Source organism: Pantoea sp. nfd-35, from assembly GCF_056892255.1.
Genome location: NZ_CP122403.1, coordinates 4,139,917 through 4,165,099 on the forward strand (window position 1 = coordinate 4,139,917; position 25,183 = coordinate 4,165,099).

Consider the following 25,183-nt stretch of genomic DNA (forward strand, 5'->3'; position numbering starts at 1 on the left):
GGTTCCGTTCGCCTGAGACAATATTGTGACAAACATCACAATATTGATGAATTGTTATGCAACACATTTTGACAAATGTGACCAAAAGCTATTTTCTATCTCTCTGTTACAGGCACGCTACGCTAACTAAAACAGGCGGCCTGAGTACATTACTGCCCAACCTTTGGGATTGATTTCCAAACAGCGCGCAAACGATTGTCTTGCGCATAAAAACCAGTGGTCAAAATATAATGAAATTTAAAACGTTAATGGCAGGCGCCCTGCTGGCAGGTTCCTTAAACGGTGCAGTGCAGGCTGCTGACAATGCTCCCCAGTACGTTTCCGACTGGTGGCATCAGAGCGTAAACGTGGTGGGCAGTTACCATACTCGCTTCGGACCGCAGTTCAATAATGACGTCTATCTGGAATATGAAGCGTTTGCGAAAAAAGACTGGTTTGATTTTTACGGCTACGTTGATCTGCCGAACTTCTTTGGCGTGGGCAACAGCAATGCTAACGGCATTTTCGACCACGGTTCGCCGCTGTTCATGGAAATTGAGCCGCGTTTCTCCATTGATAAACTGACCGGCACCAGCCTGGCCTTTGGTCCGTTTAAAGAGTGGTACTTCGCGAACAACTATATCTACGATATGGGCCGCAACAGCGCCAACCGTCAGAATACCTGGTATATGGGCCTGGGCACCGACATCGATACGCACAGCGATATCGGTCTGTCGCTTAACGTCTATGCCAAATACCAGTGGGAAAACTACGGTGCAGCGAATGAAAACAGCTGGGATGGCTATCGCTTCAAAGTGAAATATTTTGTGCCAATCACCACTCTTTGGGGCGGTAACCTTGGCTACGTAGGCTTTACCAACTTCGACTGGGGTTCAGACTTACGCGAAAAGAGTGGCCCGATTCGCACCAGCAATTCAATCGCCTCCAGCCATATCCTGTCGCTGGGTTACGATCACTGGCACTTCTCGGCCGTCGCCCGTTATTTTCATAACGGCGGTCAGTGGGGAGCGGGTCAGGAGTTAGGATTTGGTGAAAGCGCGTCTGAAATCAAGTCCACAGGCTGGGGTTACTACCTGGTCGCTGGCTATAACTTCTGATTGCTGTCGCACCGCGAAAAGAGGTGGCGGCAAACGTTGAGGCCTTCCCATGGGGAAGGCCTCGCGTCTTTACAGACTGCAGCGTATTACGCGTCGGGTTTTACCACGTTGATGCGCCATGGAATATTGAATTTATCGATAAACATGGCGAAGCCGTTAGACCAGAACGTCTCCTGCCATGGCGTAGTGACTTTCCCGCCTGCAGACAGCTTTTCAAACCATGCCTTACCCTGCTCTGCATCATTGGTTGCCAGACTCACGGCATAGCCCGCGTGTTCTGAGGCCGGAGGCTGATGGGGATTGCCATCACTCATCATCAGCTCACCCTGACCAATGCGGAGGTGCGCATGCATAATTTTCTCAGGGGGCAACGGCGGAGCGGACCGATCGCCCACCTGTTCACCCTGCTCCGGCATATCGCCAAACGTCATTTTTTGCAGCAGTTTTCCACCCGTTGCCTGCAAATAGAATTCTATCGCTTCTTCACAGCGACCATAGAGAAACAAATAGGGACATACTTGCATTATTACCTCGATACCGGTGAGTAGAGACTTCCTTATAACGATGTAATAAGTGTAGACGACAGGTCAGGGTTGACGACGATAACCGGATAAAGATTCATCATTCGGATTATTTACCTGACGTAGGTCAGCCTTTTCTCTGTTGATTTTACAAATAAAACAGGACCAGACCTGACAACAATAAAAGCGTGATTTCCTGTCAGATATTATTGTCATGGCAATAATAACAAAGCATGACCGTCGAATGATGAAATAAAAGGCCAGTTTATAACGCGTTACGATACATCACCTCTTGCGCCGTGCTGTTTATCGCCAGCAGTCATCCTGTGCACGCGCCGATCGTTCGGGCTTTGTTAAATCTGTCTGGCCCTAAAACTCAGGTTATCTAACGTAAAGGGCGAAATAACCGAACCGGCAGAAAAGATCATCAGGTAATAATATTGAATCATCTGGTTCATTATTTCGCTCATCTTTTACCCACCTTATTGTTTATTAATTTCAGCACGTTCCCACTAAATATTTACCCTCCTGATGCCGATATATCAGTCCATAATCCCCTATTCAGGACTGCGTAATGTCGTTAAAAAAATCTTCACTACTGGTTTTGTCGTTCCTGTTAATTCTTTTTCTTATCAGCATATCGGTCAGCATCTGGTTACTGGCCCGGAGCAACGCGTCGTTAAATGCGGTTAATAAAGAAATCCGCGTAGTGTTATCAGTTATCGATCCTATCAACCACAGCCGAACGTTACGCGTACGGCTGATGGAATACATGAAAGAAATTGAGAACGACGGCCCGCAGGGCGGCTATTCTCTGGACAGCGTGAAAAGCGTCGCGGCTAAAGCCGATGCTGCCTTTCAGGCTTATCTGAGTGCGCCACGCATTCCGGGTGAAGAGGCCGATGCAGACCGCTATCGTCAGGCCTATCTGGCTTATCGCGATCAGGGAATTCAACCCTTGATTGAAGCGGCCGAAGCCCGCGATCAGCAGCGCTTTAAAAATCAAATTGCCAACGTAGTCCGCCTCGACCGGCAGTATGAAATCGTGCTGGATCAGGTGCTGGCCCAACACGAGGCTTATGCGAAGAAACTGAATACTGACGCCCAGGGCAACTTTTCATCCGGGATCACGCTGCTCATCGTGTTTGGCTTGTTATTCCTGGCCATCATCATTGCGATACTGATCTTTGTCAGACGCTATATCTTATCGCCGCTCAATAACGCAAAAGCGCACTGCAGCGAGATTGCAGCAGGCGTGCTCGATCACCCGGTGCCGGTCAAAATCGGCTCGAAGAGCGAAATTCAGCAACTGATGAGCTCGATGGAGCAAATGCGGACGTCTCTGACGGACATTATTATCCGGGTGCGCCACTCAACCCACGCGGTGTCCTGTGCTTCACAGGAAATTGCCAGCGGTAATATCGATCTGGCGTCCCGTACCGAGCAGCAAGCTGCGGCGCTAACGGAAACGGCGGCCAGCATGGAGCAGTTAGGGGCAACCGTTAAACAGAACACGGACAACGTGTTTGAAGCCTGCCGTCTGGCTAACGAAGCGGTACAGAACGCAGAAACCGGCGAGAAGGTTTCTCAGCAGGTTATCGTCTCAATGGCCAAAATTAATGAAAGTTCGAAGAAGATCGAGGATATTACCAGCGTTATTAACAGCATTGCTTTTCAAACCAATATTCTGGCGCTGAACGCCGCCGTCGAAGCGGCGCGCGCCGGTGAGCAAGGCCGGGGTTTTGCCGTTGTCGCCGGTGAAGTGCGTAATCTCGCGCAACGCAGCGCCGTGGCGGCGAAAGAAATTGAAGGGCTGATTGCCGAATCGGTCGCGACGATTCGCGTGGGTTCTGATCAGGTCAGCCGCACGGGCGAGGCGATGAATGCGATTATTTCCTCGGTGAGCCGGGTGAACGAGCTGATGGACCACATTTCAACCGCGTCCGATGAGCAGCATCACGGTATCAGCCAGATTGAAAAGGCGGTCACTGAGATGGATGGTGTGACGCAGCAAAACGCCGCGCTGGTCCAGGAGTCGGCCGCCGCGGCTGCTTCGCTGGAAGAGCAGGCTCAGCACCTGACCCACTCCGTTTCTGCTTTCCGCCTGTCTGGCGTCTAAAACGGATTCCCGCTCGGGTGATCAGGCCTGAGCGGGAAACAGACTCTGTGCGGCGCGGCGTCAGCCTGTGAGTGCCTGGCCTTTACCGGCCCGCCAATCGTGGTGACGGCTGACCGCGCCTTTGTGCCCTGACCGGCTCTTGTGCCTTTACCTCGGCCGCCTGCCGTTCTGCCCTAAAAACCGTCCCAGTCAATACTGCAATATGCGTTGCTAAAAATTCATCACTATTCCTGTCGGCAAGAATCAGGTAATTGATTATTCTGCTGCTTCACGGCTCGCGAATGGGCAACGCTTTCAAAACACATCACGGCCTGTAGCGGGAATGGCAATCATCCTGACATGAGGTTCACCTTACATGACACCAGCCTTCATCACAGGGATAGCACCGACGGCGGCATCGTCGGCCAACACCAGCTTAGCTGAGCGCATTGATGCGCTACCTTCTTCTGTCGGTTTATGGCGCTTTATCTCGCTGCTGGCGCTGGGCGGGTTCTTTGAGCTTTACGATCTGTTTGAAACCGGGTATATCAGCACTGGCTTGCTGGCGGCCGGTATCTTTCACGCGGGCAGTGCCGGGATACTGGGCATTACCGATCAGGCTGCGTTTGCTTCCGCTACCTTCCTGGGGCTGTTTGTTGGCGCCAGCCTGCTCACGCCCCTTGCCGACCGCTTTGGTCGTCGACTGACCTTTATCTGTGCCCTGGCCTGGTACGGCGTATTTTCACTGCTCATGGCTTTTCAGCACAGCGCGGAGATGGTGATCCTGTGCCGCTTTCTGGTGGGGATTGGGCTGGGCGTAGAATTGGTCACCATTGATACTTATTTGAGTGAATGGGTGCCCACTCACCTGCGTAACCGGGCTTTTGCCTTTTCATTTTTTATCCAGTTCCTGTCGGTGCCTGCCGTTGCGCTCATGTCGTGGTGGCTGATGCCGCAAAATATCCTTGGGCTGGAAGGCTGGCGCTGGGTGGTGATTGCCGGTGCGGTCTGTTCACTGGTGATCTGGTTTGTGCGCAAAAACCTGCCAGAGTCCGCGCGCTGGCTGGTGCAGCAGGGGCGCGTCGATGAGGCCCATCAGGTGATGGCGAAAATGGAAAAACGGTGCGGCATCGCCCCGGGCCTGCCGTTGACGAAGCCGTCCGTCTCAGACAAGAAACCGGAGAAGAGCCGCTTTCGGGAGATCTGGTCAGCCCGCTATCGCAAGCGCACGCTTATGTTGGTGGTCATGAACTTCTTTCAGGCGATTGGTTTTTATGGTTTTGGTAACTGGCTGCCGGCATTGCTGTCCGGTCAGGGAACGTCGATCACCCACAGCCTGCTGTATGCGTTTTTTATCACGCTTGCCTACCCGATTGGATCGCTGATTTGTGGCAGTTTTACCAGCCAGCTCGAAAACAAATGGCAAATCGTTCTCTCTTCGCTCATGACGGTGGTATTCGGTACGCTGTTTGCCCTGCAAACCAACCCGGTACTGCTGATTATTTGCGGTTTCCTGATCACCTTCTCGAATGCCTGGCTGACCTGCAGCTATCATGCCTATCAGACCGAGATTTTCCCCACGCACATCCGCGCACGGGCAGTGGGTTTCTGCTACTCGTTCAGCCGGTTATCAACCGCATTCAGCAGTCTTTTGATCGGTGTGATTTTACAGTACGCCGGCACGCATGGCGTTATCGCGTTTATCGTGCTGAGTATGCTGATGGTGATGCTGTCGGTGGGCGTTTTCGGGCCTAAGACGCGCGGTATCAGGCTGGAACATATCTGAACATTCAGCCTTCCCCCTGCGGGGAAGGCTGAAACACTGAGGTCTACTTCCCTTCTAACACCTTGATATCTGCATTGCCCTGACGATCTTTGACCTCTTCACGCAGGGCAGCCACCTGCTTCGCCGTCACGTTATCCGCCGCATTGTTGCCCCAGCTGCGACGAATAAAGTTCACCACGTCTGCGACCTGCTGATCGTTCAGACGCCAGCCAAATGCCGGCATAGTGATGGTTGAAGGCGCGCCTTTTACTCCACGTAGTTCGCCACCAACCAGCACGATGTGAATCAGCGAGGTCGGATCGTCTGCCATCACCACAGGATTGCCCCGCAGCGCAGGATAGAAGCGTTTATAGCCGCTGCCATCGGTTTTATGGCAGGCTGCGCAGCTGTCCACATAGGTCGCGGCGCCCGTCTGACTGTCGTCGCCCTTCCATAAGGCTTTGGCCGTCGCGTCATCCACGCTAAACGCCACCTGATGCGGATCTTTGGCACCCAGCGACTTCAGATAGCGGGCGATGGCCGTGATGTCTTCATCCGTCAGGTGCTGCAGGCTGTGGTCGACAACGTCCACCATGCCGCCAAATGCCGCCGTGTGGTCGTTACGCCCATAGCGCAGGAACTGGCGCAGGTCATCTTCACTCCAGCGGCCCAGACCATCGCGGTTATCTCCGCGCAGATTGCTTGCGGTCCAGCCGTCAACCGGCGCACTGCTGCCCGCCAGATAATCCGTTCCCCCGGCATTGGTTAACGCCTTTTCCTGCAGGGTAAAACTACGCGGCGTATGGCAGGCACCGCAGTGGCCCAGACCTTCTACCAGGTAACGGCCACGCGCCAACGTCGCATCCTCCTGCGCGGCAGGCTGGAACGCCTTTACATCCGGTGCAAACAGGTTGCGCCAGATCGCCAGCGGCCAGCGCATTGACAGGGGCCAGGGAATATCACTCTCTTTGTTGGCCTGACTGACCGGGGCAACCCCGTGCATGAAGTAGGCATACAGCGCCTGCATGTCTTCATCGCTGACCACGGCATAAGACGGATAAGGCATAGCGGGATAGAGCGTATCGCCGTTTTTCGCGATACCGTGCCGCACGGCTTTCTGAAAGTCGTCGTAGCTGTAGTCACCAATACCGGTCGATTTATCCGGCGTGATATTGGTGGAGTAGATCGTGCCAATCGGCGTGGCCATCGGCAATCCCCCTGCAAAGGGCTTGCCGCCTTCACTGCTGTGGCAGGCTACACAGTCGCCCGCGCGCGCCAGATATTCACCGCGTTTAACCCGATCGGCCGTGCTGTCATCCGCCAGGGCGGCGAAGGCGAGGCTGCCCAACACCAGGGCTAAAATACCGTTTTTCATCACCATCTTCCTTATGCCTGCACCAGGGGACCCGGATTCTTCAGATACTGTTCCCGAATCGCTTTCGCCGACCAGTAGGTCAGTGCGGCGACCATGCCGGTGGGGTTATATCCCAGCCCCTGCGGAAACGCTGAAGCGCCGGGAACGAACACATTCGGCACATCCCAGCTTTGCAGATAACGGTTCACCGCACTGGTATTGGGATCTTCACCCATAATCGCGCCGCCGCTGATGTGGGTTGTCTGATACACGGTCGTGTCAAAATGCGTACCAGGCTTCTTCGCCCCGCCAATGATCATTTTAGGATTCATGGCTTCGGCGATTTTATGCATTTTCCCCACCATGAACTGCGCCATTTTGATGTCGTTGTCCTGCCAGTCGAACGTCATGCGCAGCAACGGCTGGCCGTAGGCATCTTTGTAGTTCGGGTCCAGGTCCAGATAGTTAGCGCGGTAAGACTGGTGCGCACCGTGAGCATCCATGGAAAGGTGGTGCGTGTAGGTGTCCGCCACGGCGGCTTTCCACTGACTGCCCCAGTTTGGCGTGCCGGTCGGCGTGGGGAGCCCCGAGATCGGTTTGGTGCCCGCCTGGTTCACCCAGAACGGCGACCCGCCAACAAAGCCGTGCGGACCATGATCGAAATTGTCGGCATTGAAATCATCCACGGCGACGCCTGCACCGCCAGCACCGATGAAGGGATTGGTGGTGGTGTTTTTATCGAACAGCGCTTTCAACGTCGACAGGTTTTGATAGGCGAAGTTGCGCCCTACCGTACCTTCGTTGGTGATCGGGTTGTAAGGTTTACCAATGCCGGACAACAGCATCAAATGGACGTTATGGAACTGAAAGGCAGACAGAATGACCAGATCCGCCGGTTGCACCTGCTCACGGCCCTGCGCATCGACATAGGTGACACCGGTCGCACGCTGCTTATCACCCGTGAGGTTGACGCGCAGCACGTAAGAATTGTTACGCAGCTCAAACTTTGGCTCCTGACGCAGCGCAGGCAAAATATTCACATTCGGCGATGCCTTGGAATACATATAACAGGCGTAGCCGCTGCAGTAGCCGCAGAAGTTGCACGGCCCCATCTGGGCGCCGTAAGTATTGGTATAGGGGCCAGAGGTGTTCGCCGACGGCAGATCGTAAGGGTGATAACCTACGGACTCGGCGGCCTGGGCAAACAGCTGAGCCGACCAGGTACGCTTTTGCGCGGGCAGTGGAAAGTTGTCAGAGCGATCGGGCGCAAAGGGGTTACCGCCTTTGTCTTTGCCGACGACCTTGCCCTGAATACTCCAGGCACTACCGGAGGTGCCAAACACCTTTTCAGCTTTATCAAAAAACGGCTCCAGCTCCTGGTAGTCCACGCCAAAGTCCTGAATGGTCATGCCTTCAGGAATAAAGTTTTTGCCGTAGCGCGCCTCATAGTGGCTACGCAGCTTCAGCTCTACGGGATCAACCCGGAAATGGACACCCGACCAGTGCAGCCCGGCGCCGCCGGTTCCGGTACCGGGCAGGAAGGCCGCCAGTTGGCGGTAAGGCACGGCCGTTTGTGAGGCGTCGTGCCGAATGGTGACGGTGCTCTTAGACAGGTCCTGAAACAGCTTTTTGCGAACGTTGTAGGTCAGCTCATCAATCGACTGCGGGTAAGAACCATCCGGATAGGTATCACGATGTGGACCGCGCTCCAGCGCCAGCACGTTCAGACCTGCTTCGGTCAGCTCTTTGGCCATAATGGCGCCCGCCCAGCCAAAGCCGACAATCACGGCATCCACTTTCTTTAATTCATTTGCCATGCTCAGCTTCTCTCTCCACGAATCGACACTGACGGGAACGGATAGCGTTCACCGCGCTCTACCCAGTCCATAAAGTCGGCGCGTGCGCCAGGGAAGTTGATGAGCTTCCAGCCCACCATGCCCTGATTGCCGCCGTGGATGGGATCGCTAAAGAAGCCTTCGCGGGTGTTCTGCAATAAGTATGAGAAAAACACGTTGGCGGGCAGCTGACGGAAACCGGCTTTGCCGCTCTCCATGGCCTGTAATAATGCGTCCTGCTGCCCGGCGTCGAGTTGGGCAAACACCTTACCGTGCTGCTGCTGACTGTAATGATCGGCATCAGCCAGACCGAGACGGTAGATCTGTTGCGGCACCAGCGGCAGCTGATAGCCCATTTCTTTAGGGACGTCGGGATTGAAAGGCCCCTGCATATACCAGTTCGCTCCGGTGGCGTAAGGCGTATTCATCTGACGATCGATAAACTCGGGCACGCCTGCTTCCAACGCGCCGGGGCCGCGTTCATCAGCAGGAATCAGACGCGCAACGGCCGCCTTGATAAAGGCAAATTCCTCGGCGGTAAACCAGGTGGGCTGATAATCTCGGGCAGACTGGGGTGCGGCGGGCGCAGCCGCCTGAACGGGCGCAGAAAATGCACCAAGTGCGCTACTGCCTACCGCCACTGCGGGCGCCAGGGTGATGGTCTTCAGCAAAAAATCCCTGCGTGAATGACCCTTTTTCTGGTCTGACATGACATTGCCTCATCACCGCATCAACTGCGGTACGAAAAAGAGAAGTGAGTGCGTTGTAGTGGTTTTTATCTGCGGATTTCGGGTACAACGAACTGTTACCGGTAACAGTGAATATAAGTGTAACACCATTGCCAATAAACATTTAGTTTAAGGAAACAAAAAAGCACAATTTCATTAACATATATTTTGTCGATGTCATGTTCAGAAACAACAGGCTACAGACAGATAGCCGTTTAAACGTTATAAAAGCGATTACACAACAGCGGAGTACCTATGTTTAAGTCTTTCTTCCCGCGACCGGGACTGTTTTTCAGCTCGGCCGCCCTTTGGAGTTTACTGGCGATTTTTGGCTGGTTTGGCTTTGCCAGCGATTTACCGGCCCATTTTTGGCCTGCTTTTCAGGCCGCCATCAAGCAGCCCTTGCCCACGACGGTAATGCGGTTTATTGCGCCGGGTGAGTTGTGGTTTTATGCCTATTACTGGCTGATGGTGGCAATTTTCGCGATAGCCTGGCGACTAACTGACAACCATCCGTGGCAACGCTGGTCGGTATGGGGTTCGGCACTGATTATTTTTGTCACCTGGTTTGGTGTGCAGGTTGGCGTTGCCGTAAACGCCTGGTATGGCCCTTTTTATGATTTGATCCAAAAAGCGCTGACGAAAGCCGGCTCGGTTCAAATCAACGAATTTTATGCTCAGGTGATGGCCTTTTTGGGCATTGCCTTAATTGCGGTCGTTATTGGCGTGATGAATGCTTTTTTCATCAGCCATTGGGTATTCCGCTGGCGTACCGCAATGAACAATTATTATATGCACCACTGGCAGCGCTTACGCCACGTTGAAGGCGCGGCTCAGCGTGTGCAGGAAGATACCATGCGTTTTGCCACAACGCTGGAAAGCTGGGGCGTGAACTTTATCCAGGCCATTATGACCCTGGTGGCGTTTCTGCCGGTGTTGATCGCCCTGTCACATCATGTCGAAAACATTCCGATTCTGGGGAATCTCCCTTACGCGCTGGTGATTGCTGCGGTTCTCTGGTCGCTGTTCGGTACCGGTCTGCTGGCGCTGGTCGGGATTAAGCTCCCCGGTCTCGAATTTCGTAATCAACGGGTTGAAGCTGCTTATCGTAAAGAGCTGGTTTACGGCGAAGACAACGCCGACCGTGCCACACCACCCACGGTAAAAGTGCTGTTCAACAACGTGCGGGTTAACTATTTCCGTCTGTATTTTCACTATCTCTACTTCAACATCAGCCGCATTCTTTATCTTCAGGTCGATAACGTCTTTGGACTGTTTCTGTTGTTCCCGTCCATTGTCGCCGGAACGATAACGCTGGGTTTGCTTAACCAGATAACCAACGTTTTCGATCAGGTCCGCAGCTCGTTCCAGTACCTGATCACCTCGTGGTCGACGCTGGTTGAGCTGATGTCTATCTATAAACGTCTGCGCAGCTTTGAGCAGATTCTGGATGACGTGCCGCACGGTGAGATGATGCGTGACGCCTCAGAAGACGTGTCATAACCAGGCTCTTCGCCTGCGGCAGCCTCATGCCGCAGGCAAATTATCGCGAATCCAGAGTCATGAGTCGGTGCCTGCCAGGATTGTTGGCCGCGCTTCACGCAATCCAGACTGACAAGCAGAACCTGGCGACTTGCTGAGCGCAGCAGACCGGTAAACCGGTTACTGATGCGGTTTACGTCTTCCCCTTCTGCCCAGGCTCTGCTTCCCTTAGCCCGTGATGGACTTTGCCATCGGCTGTCGTCCGACCAGGCTTACGTGGTCTTACCGTCTTGCTGCATCAGGGATCGTCCGAGGCCAGCCTGTCTTGCACCTGGCTATTAATGGCAGCAAATCGTCTTTCGCGTGAAATCGCGGCCGCAGCGGAGAAGCCTGCACGTTATCGCGCCCAAAAATCAGGCAAGCGTCTGCACAGCTGACAGGCTTAGTGGCGAATAACAAAGGAGTCTGATGGGGAACCTGGAAGGGAAAAGATGAAACGGCGGGCATCCACAAACGCCGCCAGGACGCCCTTAGGCGTCCTGTCAGCACACAACTTCAAGCATTATTTCAGCAGTTCAGCGGTCATGTGCACGCCGTTATTGGTGTTAGCTTCGGTGATTTTATAGGAAGCACCAGCTTCTTGCGCCTGCGCAGCAATTTTCGCTTCGGTGCTGTCCAGAGTAGAACCGGTCGCTGTCACAGTTTGCGCGAAGCCTGCAACAGGAAGAACGGCAAGGGCGATAACAGCAGCAAAAGTTTTGATAGTTTTCATGATAATTTCCTCGGTCATTTTCAGTTTATTTAAGGCGTTTTGCCTTGTGTGAAAACATAATAGGCCGAATATTGATCAGAAAAAAGCAGAGGGTTTTGCTTAAGTTGTTCAATAAAACTGAAATTGAAAAGCACGTTTAGCCCTGTTAAAACACAAAAGGTTAAAAAACCAGACCGCAATAAAAAGGCAGCATATATCGCTGCCATGAGTCTCATTAACCGTGATGCCTGACGCGGGAAAAGATCGTTACTGCCGCCACCAGCATCAGCGCGCTACTGGCAAGGAAAACGCCGCCTGCACCGCGTAAGTCAAACATCCAGCCTCCCGCCGCCGCGCCCACCGTAATCGCTAACTGAATGGTTGCCACCAGTAACCCACCGCCCGATTCAGCATCGTCTGGCACTGCACGAGAAATCCACGTGGACCAGCCCGTCGGCATCGAACCAAACGCCAGGCCCCAGATCGCGACACCGCCTGCAACCAGCCAGCCAGTATGGCCAAAACTCACCAGCATCAGGGCCGTCGCGCCCATCAGCAGGGCCATTCCGCTCAGCGTCAGTGATACGCTACGTGTCACCAGATAACCGGCCAGATACGTACCCACAAAGTTAGCGATGCCAAATGCCAGCAGCACCAGAGACAGCTGGCTGAGGTCAAGCCGCGCCACGCTTTCCAGAAACGGTCGCAGATAGGTGAAAAAAGCAAAGTGGGCAGTAAACATCATGATCACCGCCAGCATTCCCCAGCGCATGACATTTATCCGTAACAACGCCAGCACACCGCCGCTGCGCGCGTTGCCTTCGGCAGGCATGGCGGGAAGGGTGAAAAACTGCCAGAGCAGGGAAGTCGCGCCCAGGCCCGCCGTAAACAGGAAGATCGCTCGCCAGCCTACCAGCCCGCCCAGATAACTGCCCAGCGGGGTCGCAATAATGGTCGCCAGTGAGATACCACTAAACACGATGGAGAGTGCGCGAGGGACCTGATCGGCGGGCACCAGCCGCATGGTAATAGCGGTAGACAACGTCCAGAAGCCACCAATGGCCACCCCCAGCAGGACGCGCGCCAGCAAAATGACGGTCAGATTGGCGGCCAGTGCCACCATCAATGCGGAAACGATGAGCAGTAATGAGAAGGCCAGCATCACCACCCGGCGATCGATGCGTCGGACCAGGCTGCCTACCGTCAGACTGGTGAGAAGCGCAATCAGGGCCGTGACGGTCACTGTCTGTCCCGCCAGACCTTCCGAAACGTTCAGGCTGCGCGCTATCGGCGTCAGCAAACTAATAGGTAAAAACTCGGCGGTAATCAGGCTAAATACGCCAAACGACATCGCAAAGACGGCGCCCCACGCTGGCTGAGTGGGTATGGAAACCTCATCAGCCACTTCAGTGTTGAGACTCATGTTGCTTCTCCGGAAAAAAAAGTAGTGCTGAGCATAGAGGGGATGAGCAAGACGATCTATGATGGTTACACCGTCATTTTTGATAATTCGTCTGGATTTCTGTGATGAGCCGTTACGATGAGTTGACCAGTGAGTTGCTAATGGGCATGCGCCTGTATGGCGTTAACTACCAGCGCATTGCCGTCAGCGCCCCTTTTGGCCTGCGCTTTAATGATTCTCCGGGACGGGCCCAGTTTCATTTTGTCGGGCGCGGTACGCTGCTGGTGCGTGGCGCATCCGGCGCGCTTTTCACGCTGAACAGTGGCGATGCCCTGCTGATCCCTCACGGTAAGCCGCACAGCCTGCTCTCCAGTGAGGATGCCGACTGTCAGTGCATTGACGCGATGGCGAGCAAACCGATCTGTGACAGTATCTGTGCCATTACGGCACCGGCGGATGCCTGTGAAGATGACCACAGCGTCCTGTTATTCAGCGCCAGCATGGCATTTGAACTGGGCGGCATGCAGCCGCTGATCAACACGATGCCGGACGTCATGCTGGTCAGTACGCTGCTGTCACACTACCCGGAGATTCGCCCAATGCTGGAGGCGATGGAGCGTGAATCACGTACCCGACACGCGGGTCACGCCGGGATTCTTTCGCGTCTGGCGGATGTGGTTGCGGCCCTGGTGGTGCGTGGCTGGGTAGAAAATGGCTGTGGGCAAAGTAGCGGGCTGGTGCAAGCGATGCGCGATCCGCGCCTGAGTGAGGCCATTGCCGCCATGCACCGTTCTCCGGGCGAGAACTGGACGGTAGAACGTTTAGCGCGCGAAGCCGGTAGCTCACGCTCGGTATTTGCCGAACGCTTTCTTCATGCCACCGGTATGACGCCGCTGCGCTACCTGACCGAATTGCGCATGCGACTGGCGGTTAAACGCATCGCCGACCATGGTGAGGCGCTGGAAACGGTCGCTTTCGATTTGGGCTATGGTTCACTGGCCGCTTTTAGCCGGGCCTTTAAACGAATAATCGGCCAGTCACCCGGTGCACTGCGTGCCGGCTATACAGGCACGCAGGCGGTCGCGTCTTAGCGAAACACGCTGATCGCTTCAACCAGCCGGTTAGCCTGATGCGTCATGCGCCCTGAGGCTTCTGCGCTTTCCTGAACGCGGGCGGCGTTTTGATGGGTAATATCGTCCAGATCTTCCACCGCCGTGCTCACTTCACTCAACGCGGTGGACTGTTCTGCTGTCGCGGCGCTGATTTGGCCGATCAGTGACGTCACGTTCTGGACCTGCTGCACAATGTCCTGCATGGTATGGCCTGCGGCACCCGCATGCTCGTTACCCGAATTGACCCGGCTGGCGCTGGTTTCAACCAGCGCTTTAATCTCGCTGGCGGCTTTTGCGCTGCGCTGTGCCAGGCTCCGCACCTCACCGGCCACCACAGCGAACCCTTTCCCCTGTTCACCCGCTCTGGCCGCCTCTACCGCCGCGTTCAGCGCCAGGATGTTGGTCTGGAAAGCAATGCTGTCGATAACGCTGGTGATACTGGCAATGCGCTGTGAGCTGTCAGCGATTTCTGCCATCATTCCCATCATCTCCTTCATGACCTCGCCGCCCTTGCTTGCCGCTTCACTGGTGTTAACAGAGAGCGAACTCACTTCCTGTGCGGTCTGCGTATTACTTTTTACCGTTGCAGTCATTTCGTTCATGGTCGCGGCCGTTTGCTGTACGTTGGCCGCCGCCTGCTCGGTGCGACGACTCAGTTCATTATTGCTACGGGCAATCGCATCACTGGCACTCAGCACATTAATGGCCTGGCCACTGACATCATCGACTAACCAGCGGAACATCAGCCCCAGCTGTCCAATGGCGCGTAGCGTCAGTCCTACCTCGTCGATGCGATCCATCTGCTCAACCTGATGGCTGGCACCGGTTGCCACACGCAGCGCCTGTCTGCACATGCGCTCGATGGGACGCGAGATCTGCTGTTCGAGCCACAGGCTGGCCAGCAACAGCAGGCAGGCCATACCGGCCGTAAAGCCCGCCAGCGCCAGTGGCGCAACGCCCAATGCCCAGACGCCCGCAACCGACAGCGGCAAGACAGCCAGTAACGCAGTGCGAATGCGCCAGCGGAGCGGCAACGTTTTTAATATCGATCCAAGACGACGCCAGCCGCTGCGTATAATCAGCCCTTTGTGAAACTGGCGGCCCCTTGCGCGTCCTTCGCGGAAATCGCGATACAGCGCTTCACACTGTTTAACCTCCTGCGCTGAGGGCTTAGTGCGTACGGACATATAGCCCTGGACCTTGCCGTCACGCACCACCGGAATGGCATTCGCCCGCACCCAGTAATGGTCTCCGTTTTTACGCCGGTTTTTAACCAGCGCGGTCCAGGGTTCACCCTGTTTTAAGGTGGCCCACATATCTGCAAAGGCTTCTGGTGGCATATCCGGATGGCGCACCATATTGTGCGGCTGCCCTTTTACCTCATCAGAGGTAAAACCACTGGCCTCAATAAAGGCGTCGTTGGCATAGGTGATATAGCTATTCAGGTCGGTCGTTGACATCAGTGTGGCATGATCGTCATAGACATATTCACGCTGGGAAACAGGTTGGTTATTGCGCATAGGAGTCCTTGCTCGTACCAGTCAGACTTACACCAGAAGTGTTAATGAGTGAGTGTTAAAAGGTAAAGATTACCTTTTTTTATGTTTTCGGCACTTGCGTAATGACTCTTTAGTGCTACGCGCAAATTTGTTGCATTTAAAAAGCCGCTTTAGGGCGGCTTTTGGTATTTATACCGCGATCATTCATTGCGAACGTAGCGGGTTGAGTACGCAGACTGGTAAGCCCGAGACAGTGTTAGGGACGTTTTGATGCAACAGATTCCCCATCCTTATTTTTTTACAGACCTGCTTAACAGGCTTTCTTCGTGTTTTATTTATCAATTCAGCGCAGGTCGACATTGCGGGTGCCGAACCACCACGTCAGTAAAAAGCCGCTAACCCAGGCGACGATCAATCCCCCCAGATAGACAGCCATGCCGGCAAAAATCCCCTGATGCGACGTCATCAGCGGCAGCGTGACCAGTCCAGACGGACCAAATACGGTATTCATGCCCACCGGCAGCCCCAGCCATGCCACTAAGCCAATAAAGAACCCGCCGACCGCACCGCCACAGCAGGCGGTAATAAAAGGTTTGAGGCGCGGCAGCGTTACTCCGTAGATAAGCGGTTCCCCCACGCCCAGTAACCCCGGCACGATAGCGCCTTTTATCTGGGCACGCAGCAGCGCGCCCTTTTCCGCTTTGCACCAGAGCGCCAGCGAGGCACCGACCTGACCGGCACCCGCCATGGCGAGAATCGGAAACAGTGAGTTAAATCCCTGGGTTTCCATCAGGGCAAAATAGACCGGGATAAATCCCTGATGAATGCCAAACATGACGGCGATCAGGAACAGTCCGGCCAGTAGCGCACAGCCAAACGGGTTGTTATTAAGGTGGATAAAGAGCCATGACATGCCCTTAAACAGCTCGCCGCCGACCGGCATAATCAGCAGGTATGTCAGCGCGCCCGTGATCAATAAGGTCAGCAGCGAGGTGAGAATCATATCCAGATTGTCTGGAATGATCGTGCGCAGCTGCCTTTCCAGCCAGCCACCAAACATGGCCGCCAGCAGCACCCCGATGATATTACCGCGCGGATCGATAGCCAGACCAAAAAAGCTGTCCATACCGCTGTAATAGCCGACTTTGGCATCCGGCACGTAGCCCAGAATAAACAGCGAGGCGATGATGGCCCCGTTTACGCCCGTGCCGCCAAAGGCTTTTTGCGCGTTGTAGCCAATCAGAATGCTGAGGAAGGTAAACAGCCCTTTGCCGAACACTTTCATATAGGCCACGCCCTGAATCAGCCAGCCTGGATGACCGCCAGGCGTGCTCAGGTGCAGGCTTTGCTCAATCAGGGTGGCAAACCCCAGCAGTAAACCTGCGGCAATAAAACCCGGAATGAGCGGCGTAAAAATGGTGGCGAAGCGTGCCAGGAACTGCTGCAGCGCGCCAGTCTGCCTGGCTTTTATCTGCTGTTTCTGTTCTGCCGCTACCTGGTGCAATACCGCGGCATCGCCCTGCGCCTGCGCCAGGATGGCCTGCATCCGTTCTGCCGCCGTCTGTGCCTTACCAGGACCGAGCACTATCTGCAACTGATCATCGCTGTCGATGACGCCCAGCACGCCGGGCAGGCGTTTCAGCCGGGCAATATCGGCCTGATTGTGTCTCAGCGTCAGTCGTAAACGCGTCATACAGTTGCCGCATACGACGATGTTCGCCGCGCCGCCCACTGCCTGCACGATATCGTGCAGAAGTGCATCGGTCATTTTTGCCATTAGCGCGCTCCCGAATCCTGTAATGCTTTGCGGATAAAGCCCTGGTGCTTAGCGAGCAGCGCGATCGCCTCATCGGCATTTAATCCTGCCAACACCATGAGGATGGCGGTTTTACAGTGTCCGCCACAGGCTGACAGCGCCGAGCGGGCGCTGGCTTCATCACAGTCAGTGGCCTGCATAACAATGTTAACCTGCCGCTGCACCAGCTTTTGGTTAGTGGCTTCAACATCCACCATCAGGTTGCCGTAAACCTTACCGCTACGAATCATCGCTCCGGTGGTGAGCATATTCAGCACCAGCTTCTGTGCGGTTCCGGCTTTCATGCGTGATGATCCCGTCACCACTTCAGGCCCCACTACTGGCGTCAGGGCGATATCGGCGACCTGAGCCATTTTGCTGTGTGGATTACAGGTCAGCGCTATCGTGGAGGCACCGCACTGCCGGGCATAGTCCAGCGCCCCCAATACGTAGGGCGTCCGTCCACTGGCAGCGATGCCGACCAGCACGTCGTGGCGGCTAAAGTGAATAGCCTTCAGATCCTGAGCGCCCTGTTCCACATTGTCTTCTGCGTTTTCTACCGCCTGCAAGATGGCCTGATGGCCCCCAGCAATCAGGCCAATAACCTGGTCACGTGGCGTTCCGAAGGTTGGTGGGCATTCACTTGCATCAAGAATACCTAAACGGCCGGATGTCCCGGCACCGCAGTAAATCAGACGTCCCCCTGCGCTGAACGCCGCGCAGATCGCCTCCACCGCGCGCGCAATCTCCGGCACGATCGCCTCCACGGCCAGAGCGACTTTTTTGTCTTCCTCGTTGATGACCCGCAGCATCGCCTCTGTGCTCATTTCATCAATATGCTGGCTGGCCGGATTGCGCCCTTCCGTGATCATCTGACTGAGATCGATTTTCACACTCGTCCTCCACAGGAATAATTTATTCTGGATATTTTTAACACAACGAATGAATAATTCATCCTCTGCCCACGTTTTTTTCTGCGGTGATAAAAACGGGGTAAAAAAAAGGCCCAACCACCGTTGAGCCTTTGTCTTGCTAACCCGCTGTTAACTGGCGGTTTGCGTCCGTAACTGTAATTCGTACGCTTTAGCCTGTTCTGTATCGAACTGGTTTTCCCAGCGCGCAATGACCAGCACTGCCAGAGCATTACCCACCACGTTGAGCGCGGTGCGGGCCATATCCATAATGCGGTCCACGCCCGCAATAAACGCCAGCCCTTCCAGCGGAATACCCACGCTGCCGAGCGTTGCCAACAGCACAACAAAGGATACGCCGGGCACGCCCGCAATGCCTTTGGAGGTGACCATCAGCGTCAGCACCAGAATAATTTCGTCCGTCAGCGACAGATCAATGCCATACAGCTGAGCAATAAAGATGGCGGCGATGCTCTGATACAGCGTTGATCCATCCAGGTTAAACGAATAGCCGGTCGGAACGACAAAGCTGGTAATCGCTTTGGGCGCGCCATAGGCTTCCATTTTCTCCATGATGCGCGGCAGCACGGTTTCTGAACTGGACGTTGAGTAAGACAGGATCAGCTCATCTTTTAAAATGCGCATCAGCGTCGTAATGCGTAGCTTGCAGAAACGCGCGACCGCTCCCAGCACCACAAAGGCAAAGAAGAGGATCGCCACATATACCAGCAGCACCAACTTCGCGAGCGGCCACAGCGACGCGAAGCCAAAGTTAGCAATCGTCACGGCGATCAACGCAAACACGCCCACTGGCGCGTAACGCATAATCATATGCGTCACTTTAAACATGGTTTCTGATACGCCACGGAACAGATTGACCAGCGGATCGCGCTGTTCTGACGGTAGAGCGGACAGTCCCAGCCCAAAAAGTACCGAGAAAAAGATAATCGGCAGCATTTCACCCTTCGCCATTGAGGCAAAGATGTTCTGCGGGATCAGCGACAGGATGGTCGCCACCAGACTGTGGGTGCCTTCCTGCACCTGAGCGGTTGTGGCTTCATATTTAGAGATGTCCACCGTTGCCAGCGTAGACATATCAATGCCGGTGCCGGGCTTAAACACGTTGGCCAGGGTAATACCAACAACAATGGCAACGGTGGTAATCACTTCAAAGTACAAAATGGTTTTGAGACCAATGCGTCCCAGCTTTTTCGCATCCCCGACACCCGCAATGCCGACAATCAAGGATGAAATCACGATGGGCACGACAATCATCTTAATCAGATGAATAAAGATATCGCCCGCCGGGCTGAGAATATTATTGACTAACCATTCACGATCTTCTGGCTGATTATGCAACACGGCACCCACGATGATGCCAAGCACAAGTGCGATCAGAATCTGCCAGGCAAGGCTGATTTTAAAACCTTTCATAACGCGTAATTTCCTCAGTCAAAACCCGTTTCTCTCTACTGCGAAGGTGCAGAAGACAATACACACAGGGAAGTGAGCAAAAAGCCCGGTAAATTAGAGGGTGTTTATAGACGGCGTCCCGCATTGAAATGCGATGATTTCCATACCCATTTTCAGACGCGGTCTGAGTTGATACCTGATGATCAGGGGCGAGATAAGTACCATTTTCACTGTGGTAAATGCAACCCTTGGAGGCTTCGATTAAAACTTCACCATCTCTTAAGCATAAAATGCTGGCACAGGCGCAAATCCCTAACCTGCTGTTATGAAAAGTAAACCTTCGATAAGTTTTCGCATAGCTATTCAGGCAATGCTCAATGTCTGCGCGGTTCGTTCGCTGTTTTTTTAACCAGAGCCCTTCACAAAATGTTGCAACTTAAATCCCCATTTTTTGCAGGGAGTTAGGGTGATTTTATCCAATTCACGACGTTTTTATGTCAGCAAGGTTAACGCGTGATCTATGGCGCAAAAAAGAAACAAAACCCGTTGTCGGGCTTCACTTAACCATTGATTGACATATGATTAACATCTTCAAGGAGATTCGCCATGAGCCAACATCATATCTATCCTGTTCCAGAAAATATTGCAGCAAACGCGCTGATTACTGCCGAACAGTATCAGGCGATGTACCAGCAATCGGTTACCGATCCAGAAACATTCTGGGGGGAGCAAGGTAAAATCCTTGACTGGATAAAGCCTTACAGCAAAGTTAAAAACACGTCTTTTGCGCCTGGCAATATTTCCATTCGTTGGTATGAGGACGGCACGCTCAATCTGGCGGCGAACTGCCTGGATCGTCACCTGGCAACCCGGGGCGATCATCCTGCCATCATCTGGGAAGGTGATGATGCCAACGAAAGCAAAACAATAACCTTTCGTCAGCTTCACGCCGATGTCTGTCGCTTTGCCAACGTGCTGGAGCTGCTCGGGGTTAAAAAAGGCGATGTCGTCGCGATTTATATGCCAATGGTGCCGGAAGCCGCGGTCGCCATGCTGGCCTGCGCGCGCATTGGCGCCGTGCATTCGGTTATTTTTGGCGGCTTTTCACCGGAAGCGGTGGCAGGTCGCGTGATCGACTCCAGTGCAGCCTTAATTGTGACAGCCGATGAAGGCGTGCGCGCGGGGCGTACGATCCCACTGAAAAAAAATGTGGATGATGCGTTAAAAAATCCCAACGTAAACAGCGTGAAAAACGTCGTGGTCTTTCAACGTACCGGCAAAGACGTCGGTTGGGTTGAAGGACGTGACAGGCACTGGCACGAGCTGATGCAGAACGCCAGTACCAACCACTCTGCGGCAGAAATGCAGGCAGAAGATCCGCTGTTTATCCTGTATACCTCAGGTTCAACCGGCAAGCCGAAAGGCGTGCTGCATACGACCGGCGGCTATCTGGTTTACGCTGCGACCACCTTTAAGTTTGTTTTTGACTACCATCAGGACGATATCTACTGGTGTACGGCTGACGTAGGCTGGGTTACCGGCCACAGCTATCTGCTGTATGGCCCGCTGGCCTGCGGTGCCACGACGCTGATGTTTGAAGGCGTGCCCAACTGGCCGACGTCCGCCCGCATGGCGCAGGTGGTGGATAAGCATAAAGTCACCCTGCTCTACACCGCGCCCACGGCTATCCGCGCGCTGATGGCCGAAGGGGACAAGGCGATTGAAGGCACCGACCGTAGCAGCCTGCGTATTATGGGTTCGGTCGGTGAGCCGATTAATCCGGAAGCCTGGGAGTGGTATCACAAAAAAATCGGCAACAGCCAGTGTCCAATAGTGGATACCTGGTGGCAGACCGAAACCGGGGGGTTTATGATCACCCCGCTACCCGGCGCAACGCGGCTTAAGGCCGGTTCTGCGACCACGCCTTTCTTTGGCGTACAGCCCGCGCTGGTCGATAATGAGGGGCATCCTCAGGAAGGAGCCTGCGAAGGTAACCTGGTTATCACTGACTCCTGGCCTGGCCAGGCCCGAACGCTGTTCGGGGATCACGACCGTTTCGAACAAACCTATTTCTCTACCTTCAAAAATGCCTACTTTAGCGGTGACGGCGCGCGACGGGATGAGGACGGTTATTACTGGATCACCGGCCGCGTGGATGATGTGCTGAATGTGTCAGGGCACCGTCTGGGCACGGCAGAAATCGAATCGGCCCTGGTTTCCCACCCTAAAATTGCCGAAGCCGCTGTGGTGGGGATCCCGCACAGCATTAAGGGCCAGGCGATTTACGCCTATATCACCCTGAATCACGGCGAGGAGCCCTCACCAGAGCTTTACACCGAAGTGCGTAACTGGGTACGCAAAGAAATTGGCCCGATCGCCACGCCCGATGTGCTGCACTGGACCGACTCTCTGCCAAAAACCCGCTCCGGTAAAATCATGCGCCGTATCCTGCGGAAAATCGCCGCGGGTGATACCAGTAATTTAGGCGATACGTCAACGCTGGCCGATCCTGGCGTCGTTGAGAAACTGCTTGAAGAGAAACAGTCCATCACCATGCCGTAACAACCCGGCGGAAAGCATCAGGCTTTCCGCCACCACTTCCCTACGTAGTGTGTTTCTGTAGTCACAAAAATATAACTCATTCACGCTTTTGCGTGAGGTCCACGCCTGCATGCTTCTGGAGATAATGTGATGAATGATGCCCTGCCCGAACAGGAAAGGATCTACCAACAAATTGAACGTAATCCTCGCTTTCAGGAATTGGTACACAAGCGCCAGTCCTTTGCCCTGCTGCTGTCGTTAATTATGCTGGTGCTGTATGTCGGCTTTATTCTGCTTATTGCTTTTGCCCCTGGCTGGCTGGGCACGCCTCTTCATGCCGGCACCAATGTGACACGCGGCATTCCGCTCGGCGTGGGGCTGATCGTCATCTCCTTTGTCCTAACCGGCGTGTACGTCTGGCGCGCAAACGGCGAGTTTGATCGTCTGACGAAGGCTATCCTCAGCGAGGTAAAACCATGATACGTCTTATGCTGTGGATGCTGGCAGCGCTGCTGCCATTTTCTGCTCTGGCCGCCGATGCCATTACGGGCGCGGTACAGAAACAGGCTGTTAACTATCAGGCGATCGTCATGTTTGTGATTTTCGTCGGCGCCACCTTGAGTATCACTTACTGGGCGTCGAAGCGAACGCGTTCGCGTAGCGATTACTACACCGCAGGCGGAAATATCACCGGCTTTCAGAATGGGCTGGCCATGGCAGGCGACTTCATGTCCGCCGCCTCTTTTCTGGGTATTTCGGCGCTGGTGTATACCTCGGGCTATGACGGCTTAATCTATTCGCTGGGCTTTCTGGTCGGCTGGCCGATGATTCTGTTTCTGATTGCAGAACGGCTGCGTAATCTGGGGCGCTATACCTTTGCCGATGTTGCCTCGTATCGCCTGAAGCAAAAACCCATACGCACCCTGTCAGCCTGCGGTTCACTGGTGGTGGTTGCGCTCTATCTGATTGCTCAGATGGTTGGGGCAGGTAAACTGATCCAGCTTCTGTTCGGCCTCAATTATCATATCGCCGTTATCCTGGTGGGGATCCTGATGGTGATGTACGTGCTGTTCGGCGGCATGCTGGCGACGACCTGGGTTCAGATCATCAAAGCCGTTCTGTTGCTGTTTGGTGCCTCATTCATGGCCATTATGGTAATGAAAAGCACCGGATTTAGCTTTAATACGCTGTTCACCGAAGCGATGGCTGTCCACCCGAAAGGCGCGGCCATTATGCAGCCCGGCGGGCTGGTTAAAGATCCCATTTCTGCCCTGTCGCTGGGGCTGGGGCTGATGTTTGGTACGGCGGGATTGCCGCATATTCTGATGCGCTTCTTTACCGTTGCCGACGCCAAAGAGGCACGTAAAAGCGTATTTTGGGCCACCGGTTTTATGGGGTACTTCTACTTTCTGACCTTTATTATCGGTTTCGGCGCCATACTGCTGGTCGGTGCCAACCCGGCCTTTAAAGATGCCTCCGGCGCGTTAATCGGCGGCACCAATATGGCGGCGGTACACCTGGCGAATGCGGTTGGCGGCAGCACCTTCCTGGGCTTTATTTCAGCCGTGGCATTCGCCACGATTCTGGCCGTGGTGGCTGGCTTGACGCTGGCGGGCGCTTCGGCGGTCTCTCACGATTTGTATGCCAGCGTTTACCGTAAGGGCCAGGCCAGCGAGCGCGACGAGCTGCGAGTGTCGAAAATTACGGTGCTGGTGCTCGGTGTTGTGGCGATAGCCCTGGGTATTCTGTTTGAAAAACAGAACATCGCGTTTATGGTCGGCCTGGCGTTCTCGATTGCGGCCAGCTGTAACTTTCCGATTATCCTGCTTTCCATGTACTGGTCTAAACTCACCACCCGCGGCGCGATGGTCGGCGGCTGGTTAGGGCTGATCACCGCCGTGGTGCTGATGATTCTTGGCCCTACCGTCTGGGTTCAGGTGTTGGGCCATGCTTCGCCGATCTATCCGTATGAATATCCGGCCCTGTTCTCTATTACTATCGCCTTTGTGGGCACCTGGCTGTTTTCGGTAACCGATCATTCGCAACAGGGCGCAGAAGAGCGTTCACGCTTCCGGGCGCAGTTTATTCGCTCCCAGACCGGTGCCGGTATTGAGCAAGGCAAAGCGCACTAATCCCTTTTCCCGGGCATAAAAAAAGGGCAGGGTCCGCGAGGTCCCTGCCCTTTTTCTCAGGCCACTATCAGAAGCGCAGTGATGCACCCACGTATGGACCATCGACCAGGACGTTGTCTTTACGACCGCCTTTATTATTCAGCTCGATATACTGATAACCCACGCGCAGGTTAAGCAGAGAGACTGGCGTAAAGCTCACACCGCCGCTCGCTTCCTGGTAGCTGTCAAGATGATCGGTAAGGCCTTCCGGCGCATAATAATACTGGCCGTACAGGCCCCACATGCTGTTGAAGTTGTACTGCGCGCTGCCGCCCAGCGCCACCGCAAATCCGTCTTTCCCGTCTTCAGGATGGGTAAAAATCGCCTTTGCGGTTGGCGCCAGTCGCAGATCGCCGAAATCGACGTTGTAGCCCAGGCCAGCGCCGTAAGTGCTGCCGTCATGATCGCTACGCAACCAGTTGCCGTTCAGGAACAGGCCTGGTGAGGTCGTGCCCAAACCGACATTCAGGTTGGTGCTGTGCTCGCCAACATCGACGCTGCCCTCGATGGCCTGCGCGGCGCCGCTCAGCATAATGAAGCTCAGAGCGCTTCCGGTAACAAGTTGCTTAAACATGATTCTCTCCATGATGGGTCAAATAATTCCGCATCAAGGGTAGCAGTCTGAAACGAGGTGACAACTAAATTTGGAAAGCTTTACGTAAAAAGAGATGTCATTTTGTGCCAAAACGGACAACGCGCTGTAAGTTA

At 54.4% G+C, this 25,183-nt stretch carries 19 protein-coding genes; 8 read left to right on the plus strand and 11 right to left on the minus strand.

Annotated elements, in window-relative coordinates:
• Positions 1-230: 230 nt before the first annotated feature.
• Positions 231-1,097 carry a nucleoside-specific channel-forming protein Tsx gene (locus P9J57_RS19175; RefSeq protein WP_014595086.1) on the plus strand — a complete coding sequence of 289 codons (867 nt, stop codon included), beginning with the start codon at positions 231-233 and terminating at the stop codon, positions 1,095-1,097.
• A gap of 86 nt (positions 1,098-1,183) precedes the next feature.
• Here P9J57_RS19175 and yjdN read toward each other — a convergent pair whose 3' ends face one another.
• Positions 1,184-1,621, minus strand: a complete 438-nt coding sequence (gene yjdN / locus P9J57_RS19180; protein WP_013024205.1) for a VOC family metalloprotein YjdN — start codon at positions 1,619-1,621, stop codon at positions 1,184-1,186.
• Between the two features lie 571 nt (positions 1,622-2,192).
• Here yjdN and P9J57_RS19185 point away from each other — a divergent pair.
• Positions 2,193-3,737, plus strand: a complete 1,545-nt coding sequence (locus P9J57_RS19185) for a methyl-accepting chemotaxis protein (RefSeq protein ID WP_014595085.1) — start codon at positions 2,193-2,195, stop codon at positions 3,735-3,737.
• Between the two features lie 355 nt (positions 3,738-4,092).
• The gene (locus tag P9J57_RS19190) at positions 4,093-5,502 is read left to right on the plus strand and encodes an MFS transporter (RefSeq protein WP_013024203.1); all 1,410 of its coding nucleotides are present in this window, start codon (positions 4,093-4,095) and stop codon (positions 5,500-5,502) included.
• Positions 5,503-5,545: 43 nt separating this feature from the next.
• Here P9J57_RS19190 and P9J57_RS19195 read toward each other — a convergent pair whose 3' ends face one another.
• Genes P9J57_RS19195 through P9J57_RS19205 form a run of 3 tightly spaced genes read right to left on the minus strand, consistent with a single transcriptional unit; the run spans position 5,546 to position 9,380 of the window.
• A complete protein-coding gene (locus P9J57_RS19195) occupies positions 5,546-6,856 on the minus strand; it encodes a c-type cytochrome (protein ID WP_014606920.1) in 1,311 nt (436 codons plus the stop codon).
• An 11-nt stretch (positions 6,857-6,867) separates the two neighbouring features.
• Positions 6,868-8,652: a GMC family oxidoreductase gene (locus tag P9J57_RS19200; protein WP_013024201.1), complete on the minus strand. Its 1,785-nt coding sequence runs from the start codon at positions 8,650-8,652 to the stop codon at positions 6,868-6,870.
• Between the two features lie 2 nt (positions 8,653-8,654).
• Entirely contained in the window at positions 8,655-9,380 is a 726-nt protein-coding gene (locus P9J57_RS19205) for a gluconate 2-dehydrogenase subunit 3 family protein (protein WP_029570871.1), read from the minus strand.
• Between the two features lie 273 nt (positions 9,381-9,653).
• Between P9J57_RS19205 and sbmA the strand changes: the two genes are divergently transcribed.
• The gene (sbmA, locus tag P9J57_RS19210; RefSeq protein WP_014595081.1) at positions 9,654-10,901 is read left to right on the plus strand and encodes a peptide antibiotic transporter SbmA; all 1,248 of its coding nucleotides are present in this window, start codon (positions 9,654-9,656) and stop codon (positions 10,899-10,901) included.
• A gap of 541 nt (positions 10,902-11,442) precedes the next feature.
• On the opposite strand, the gene P9J57_RS19215 is transcribed toward sbmA, so the two are convergent.
• Together P9J57_RS19215 and P9J57_RS19220 are read right to left on the minus strand one after the other, a co-directional pair.
• On the minus strand, positions 11,443-11,652 hold the full coding sequence (locus tag P9J57_RS19215) for a YdgH/BhsA/McbA family protein (protein WP_014606922.1): 210 nt from the start codon (positions 11,650-11,652) through the stop codon (positions 11,443-11,445).
• A gap of 214 nt (positions 11,653-11,866) precedes the next feature.
• Complete coding sequence (locus P9J57_RS19220) at positions 11,867-13,054, minus strand: MFS transporter (RefSeq protein WP_013024197.1); 1,188 nt, start codon at positions 13,052-13,054, stop codon at positions 11,867-11,869.
• A gap of 104 nt (positions 13,055-13,158) precedes the next feature.
• On the opposite strand from P9J57_RS19220, the gene P9J57_RS19225 reads away from it, so the two are divergent.
• Positions 13,159-14,124: an AraC family transcriptional regulator gene (locus P9J57_RS19225; RefSeq protein WP_014595080.1), complete on the plus strand. Its 966-nt coding sequence runs from the start codon at positions 13,159-13,161 to the stop codon at positions 14,122-14,124.
• Here the strand turns inward: P9J57_RS19225 and P9J57_RS19230 are convergent.
• From P9J57_RS19230 to gltP, 4 genes are all read right to left on the minus strand, one after another.
• Positions 14,121-15,665, minus strand: coding sequence for a methyl-accepting chemotaxis protein (locus P9J57_RS19230; protein ID WP_014595079.1), 1,545 nt, complete (start codon positions 15,663-15,665; stop codon positions 14,121-14,123). The two genes, P9J57_RS19225 and P9J57_RS19230, sit on opposite strands and share 4 nt — an antisense overlap.
• A 322-nt stretch (positions 15,666-15,987) precedes the next feature.
• Positions 15,988-17,421 carry a PTS N-acetylmuramic acid transporter subunit IIBC gene (murP, locus tag P9J57_RS19235; RefSeq protein ID WP_072137747.1) on the minus strand — a complete coding sequence of 478 codons (1,434 nt, stop codon included), beginning with the start codon at positions 17,419-17,421 and terminating at the stop codon, positions 15,988-15,990.
• A complete protein-coding gene (gene murQ / locus P9J57_RS19240) occupies positions 17,421-18,332 on the minus strand; it encodes an N-acetylmuramic acid 6-phosphate etherase (protein ID WP_104933746.1) in 912 nt (303 codons plus the stop codon). Before murQ ends, murP begins: the two co-directional genes overlap by 1 nt.
• A 150-nt stretch (positions 18,333-18,482) precedes the next feature.
• The gene (gene gltP, locus P9J57_RS19245; protein WP_014595076.1) at positions 18,483-19,784 is read right to left on the minus strand and encodes a glutamate/aspartate:proton symporter GltP; all 1,302 of its coding nucleotides are present in this window, start codon (positions 19,782-19,784) and stop codon (positions 18,483-18,485) included.
• 585 nt (positions 19,785-20,369) lie between these two features.
• Between gltP and acs the strand changes: the two genes are divergently transcribed.
• The 3 genes from acs (at position 20,370) to actP (ending at position 24,436) form a co-directional block, all read left to right on the plus strand.
• Entirely contained in the window at positions 20,370-22,325 is a 1,956-nt protein-coding gene (acs, locus tag P9J57_RS19250; protein ID WP_014606927.1) for an acetate--CoA ligase, read from the plus strand.
• A gap of 129 nt (positions 22,326-22,454) precedes the next feature.
• On the plus strand, positions 22,455-22,784 hold the full coding sequence (locus tag P9J57_RS19255) for a DUF485 domain-containing protein (RefSeq protein ID WP_014606928.1): 330 nt from the start codon (positions 22,455-22,457) through the stop codon (positions 22,782-22,784).
• The gene (gene actP, locus P9J57_RS19260) at positions 22,781-24,436 is read left to right on the plus strand and encodes a cation/acetate symporter ActP (RefSeq protein WP_013024190.1); all 1,656 of its coding nucleotides are present in this window, start codon (positions 22,781-22,783) and stop codon (positions 24,434-24,436) included. Before P9J57_RS19255 ends, actP begins: the two co-directional genes overlap by 4 nt.
• Before the next feature lie 67 nt (positions 24,437-24,503).
• Here actP and P9J57_RS19265 read toward each other — a convergent pair whose 3' ends face one another.
• Positions 24,504-25,049 carry a YfaZ family outer membrane protein gene (locus tag P9J57_RS19265; RefSeq protein WP_014606929.1) on the minus strand — a complete coding sequence of 182 codons (546 nt, stop codon included), beginning with the start codon at positions 25,047-25,049 and terminating at the stop codon, positions 24,504-24,506.
• Positions 25,050-25,183 lie beyond the last annotated feature (134 nt).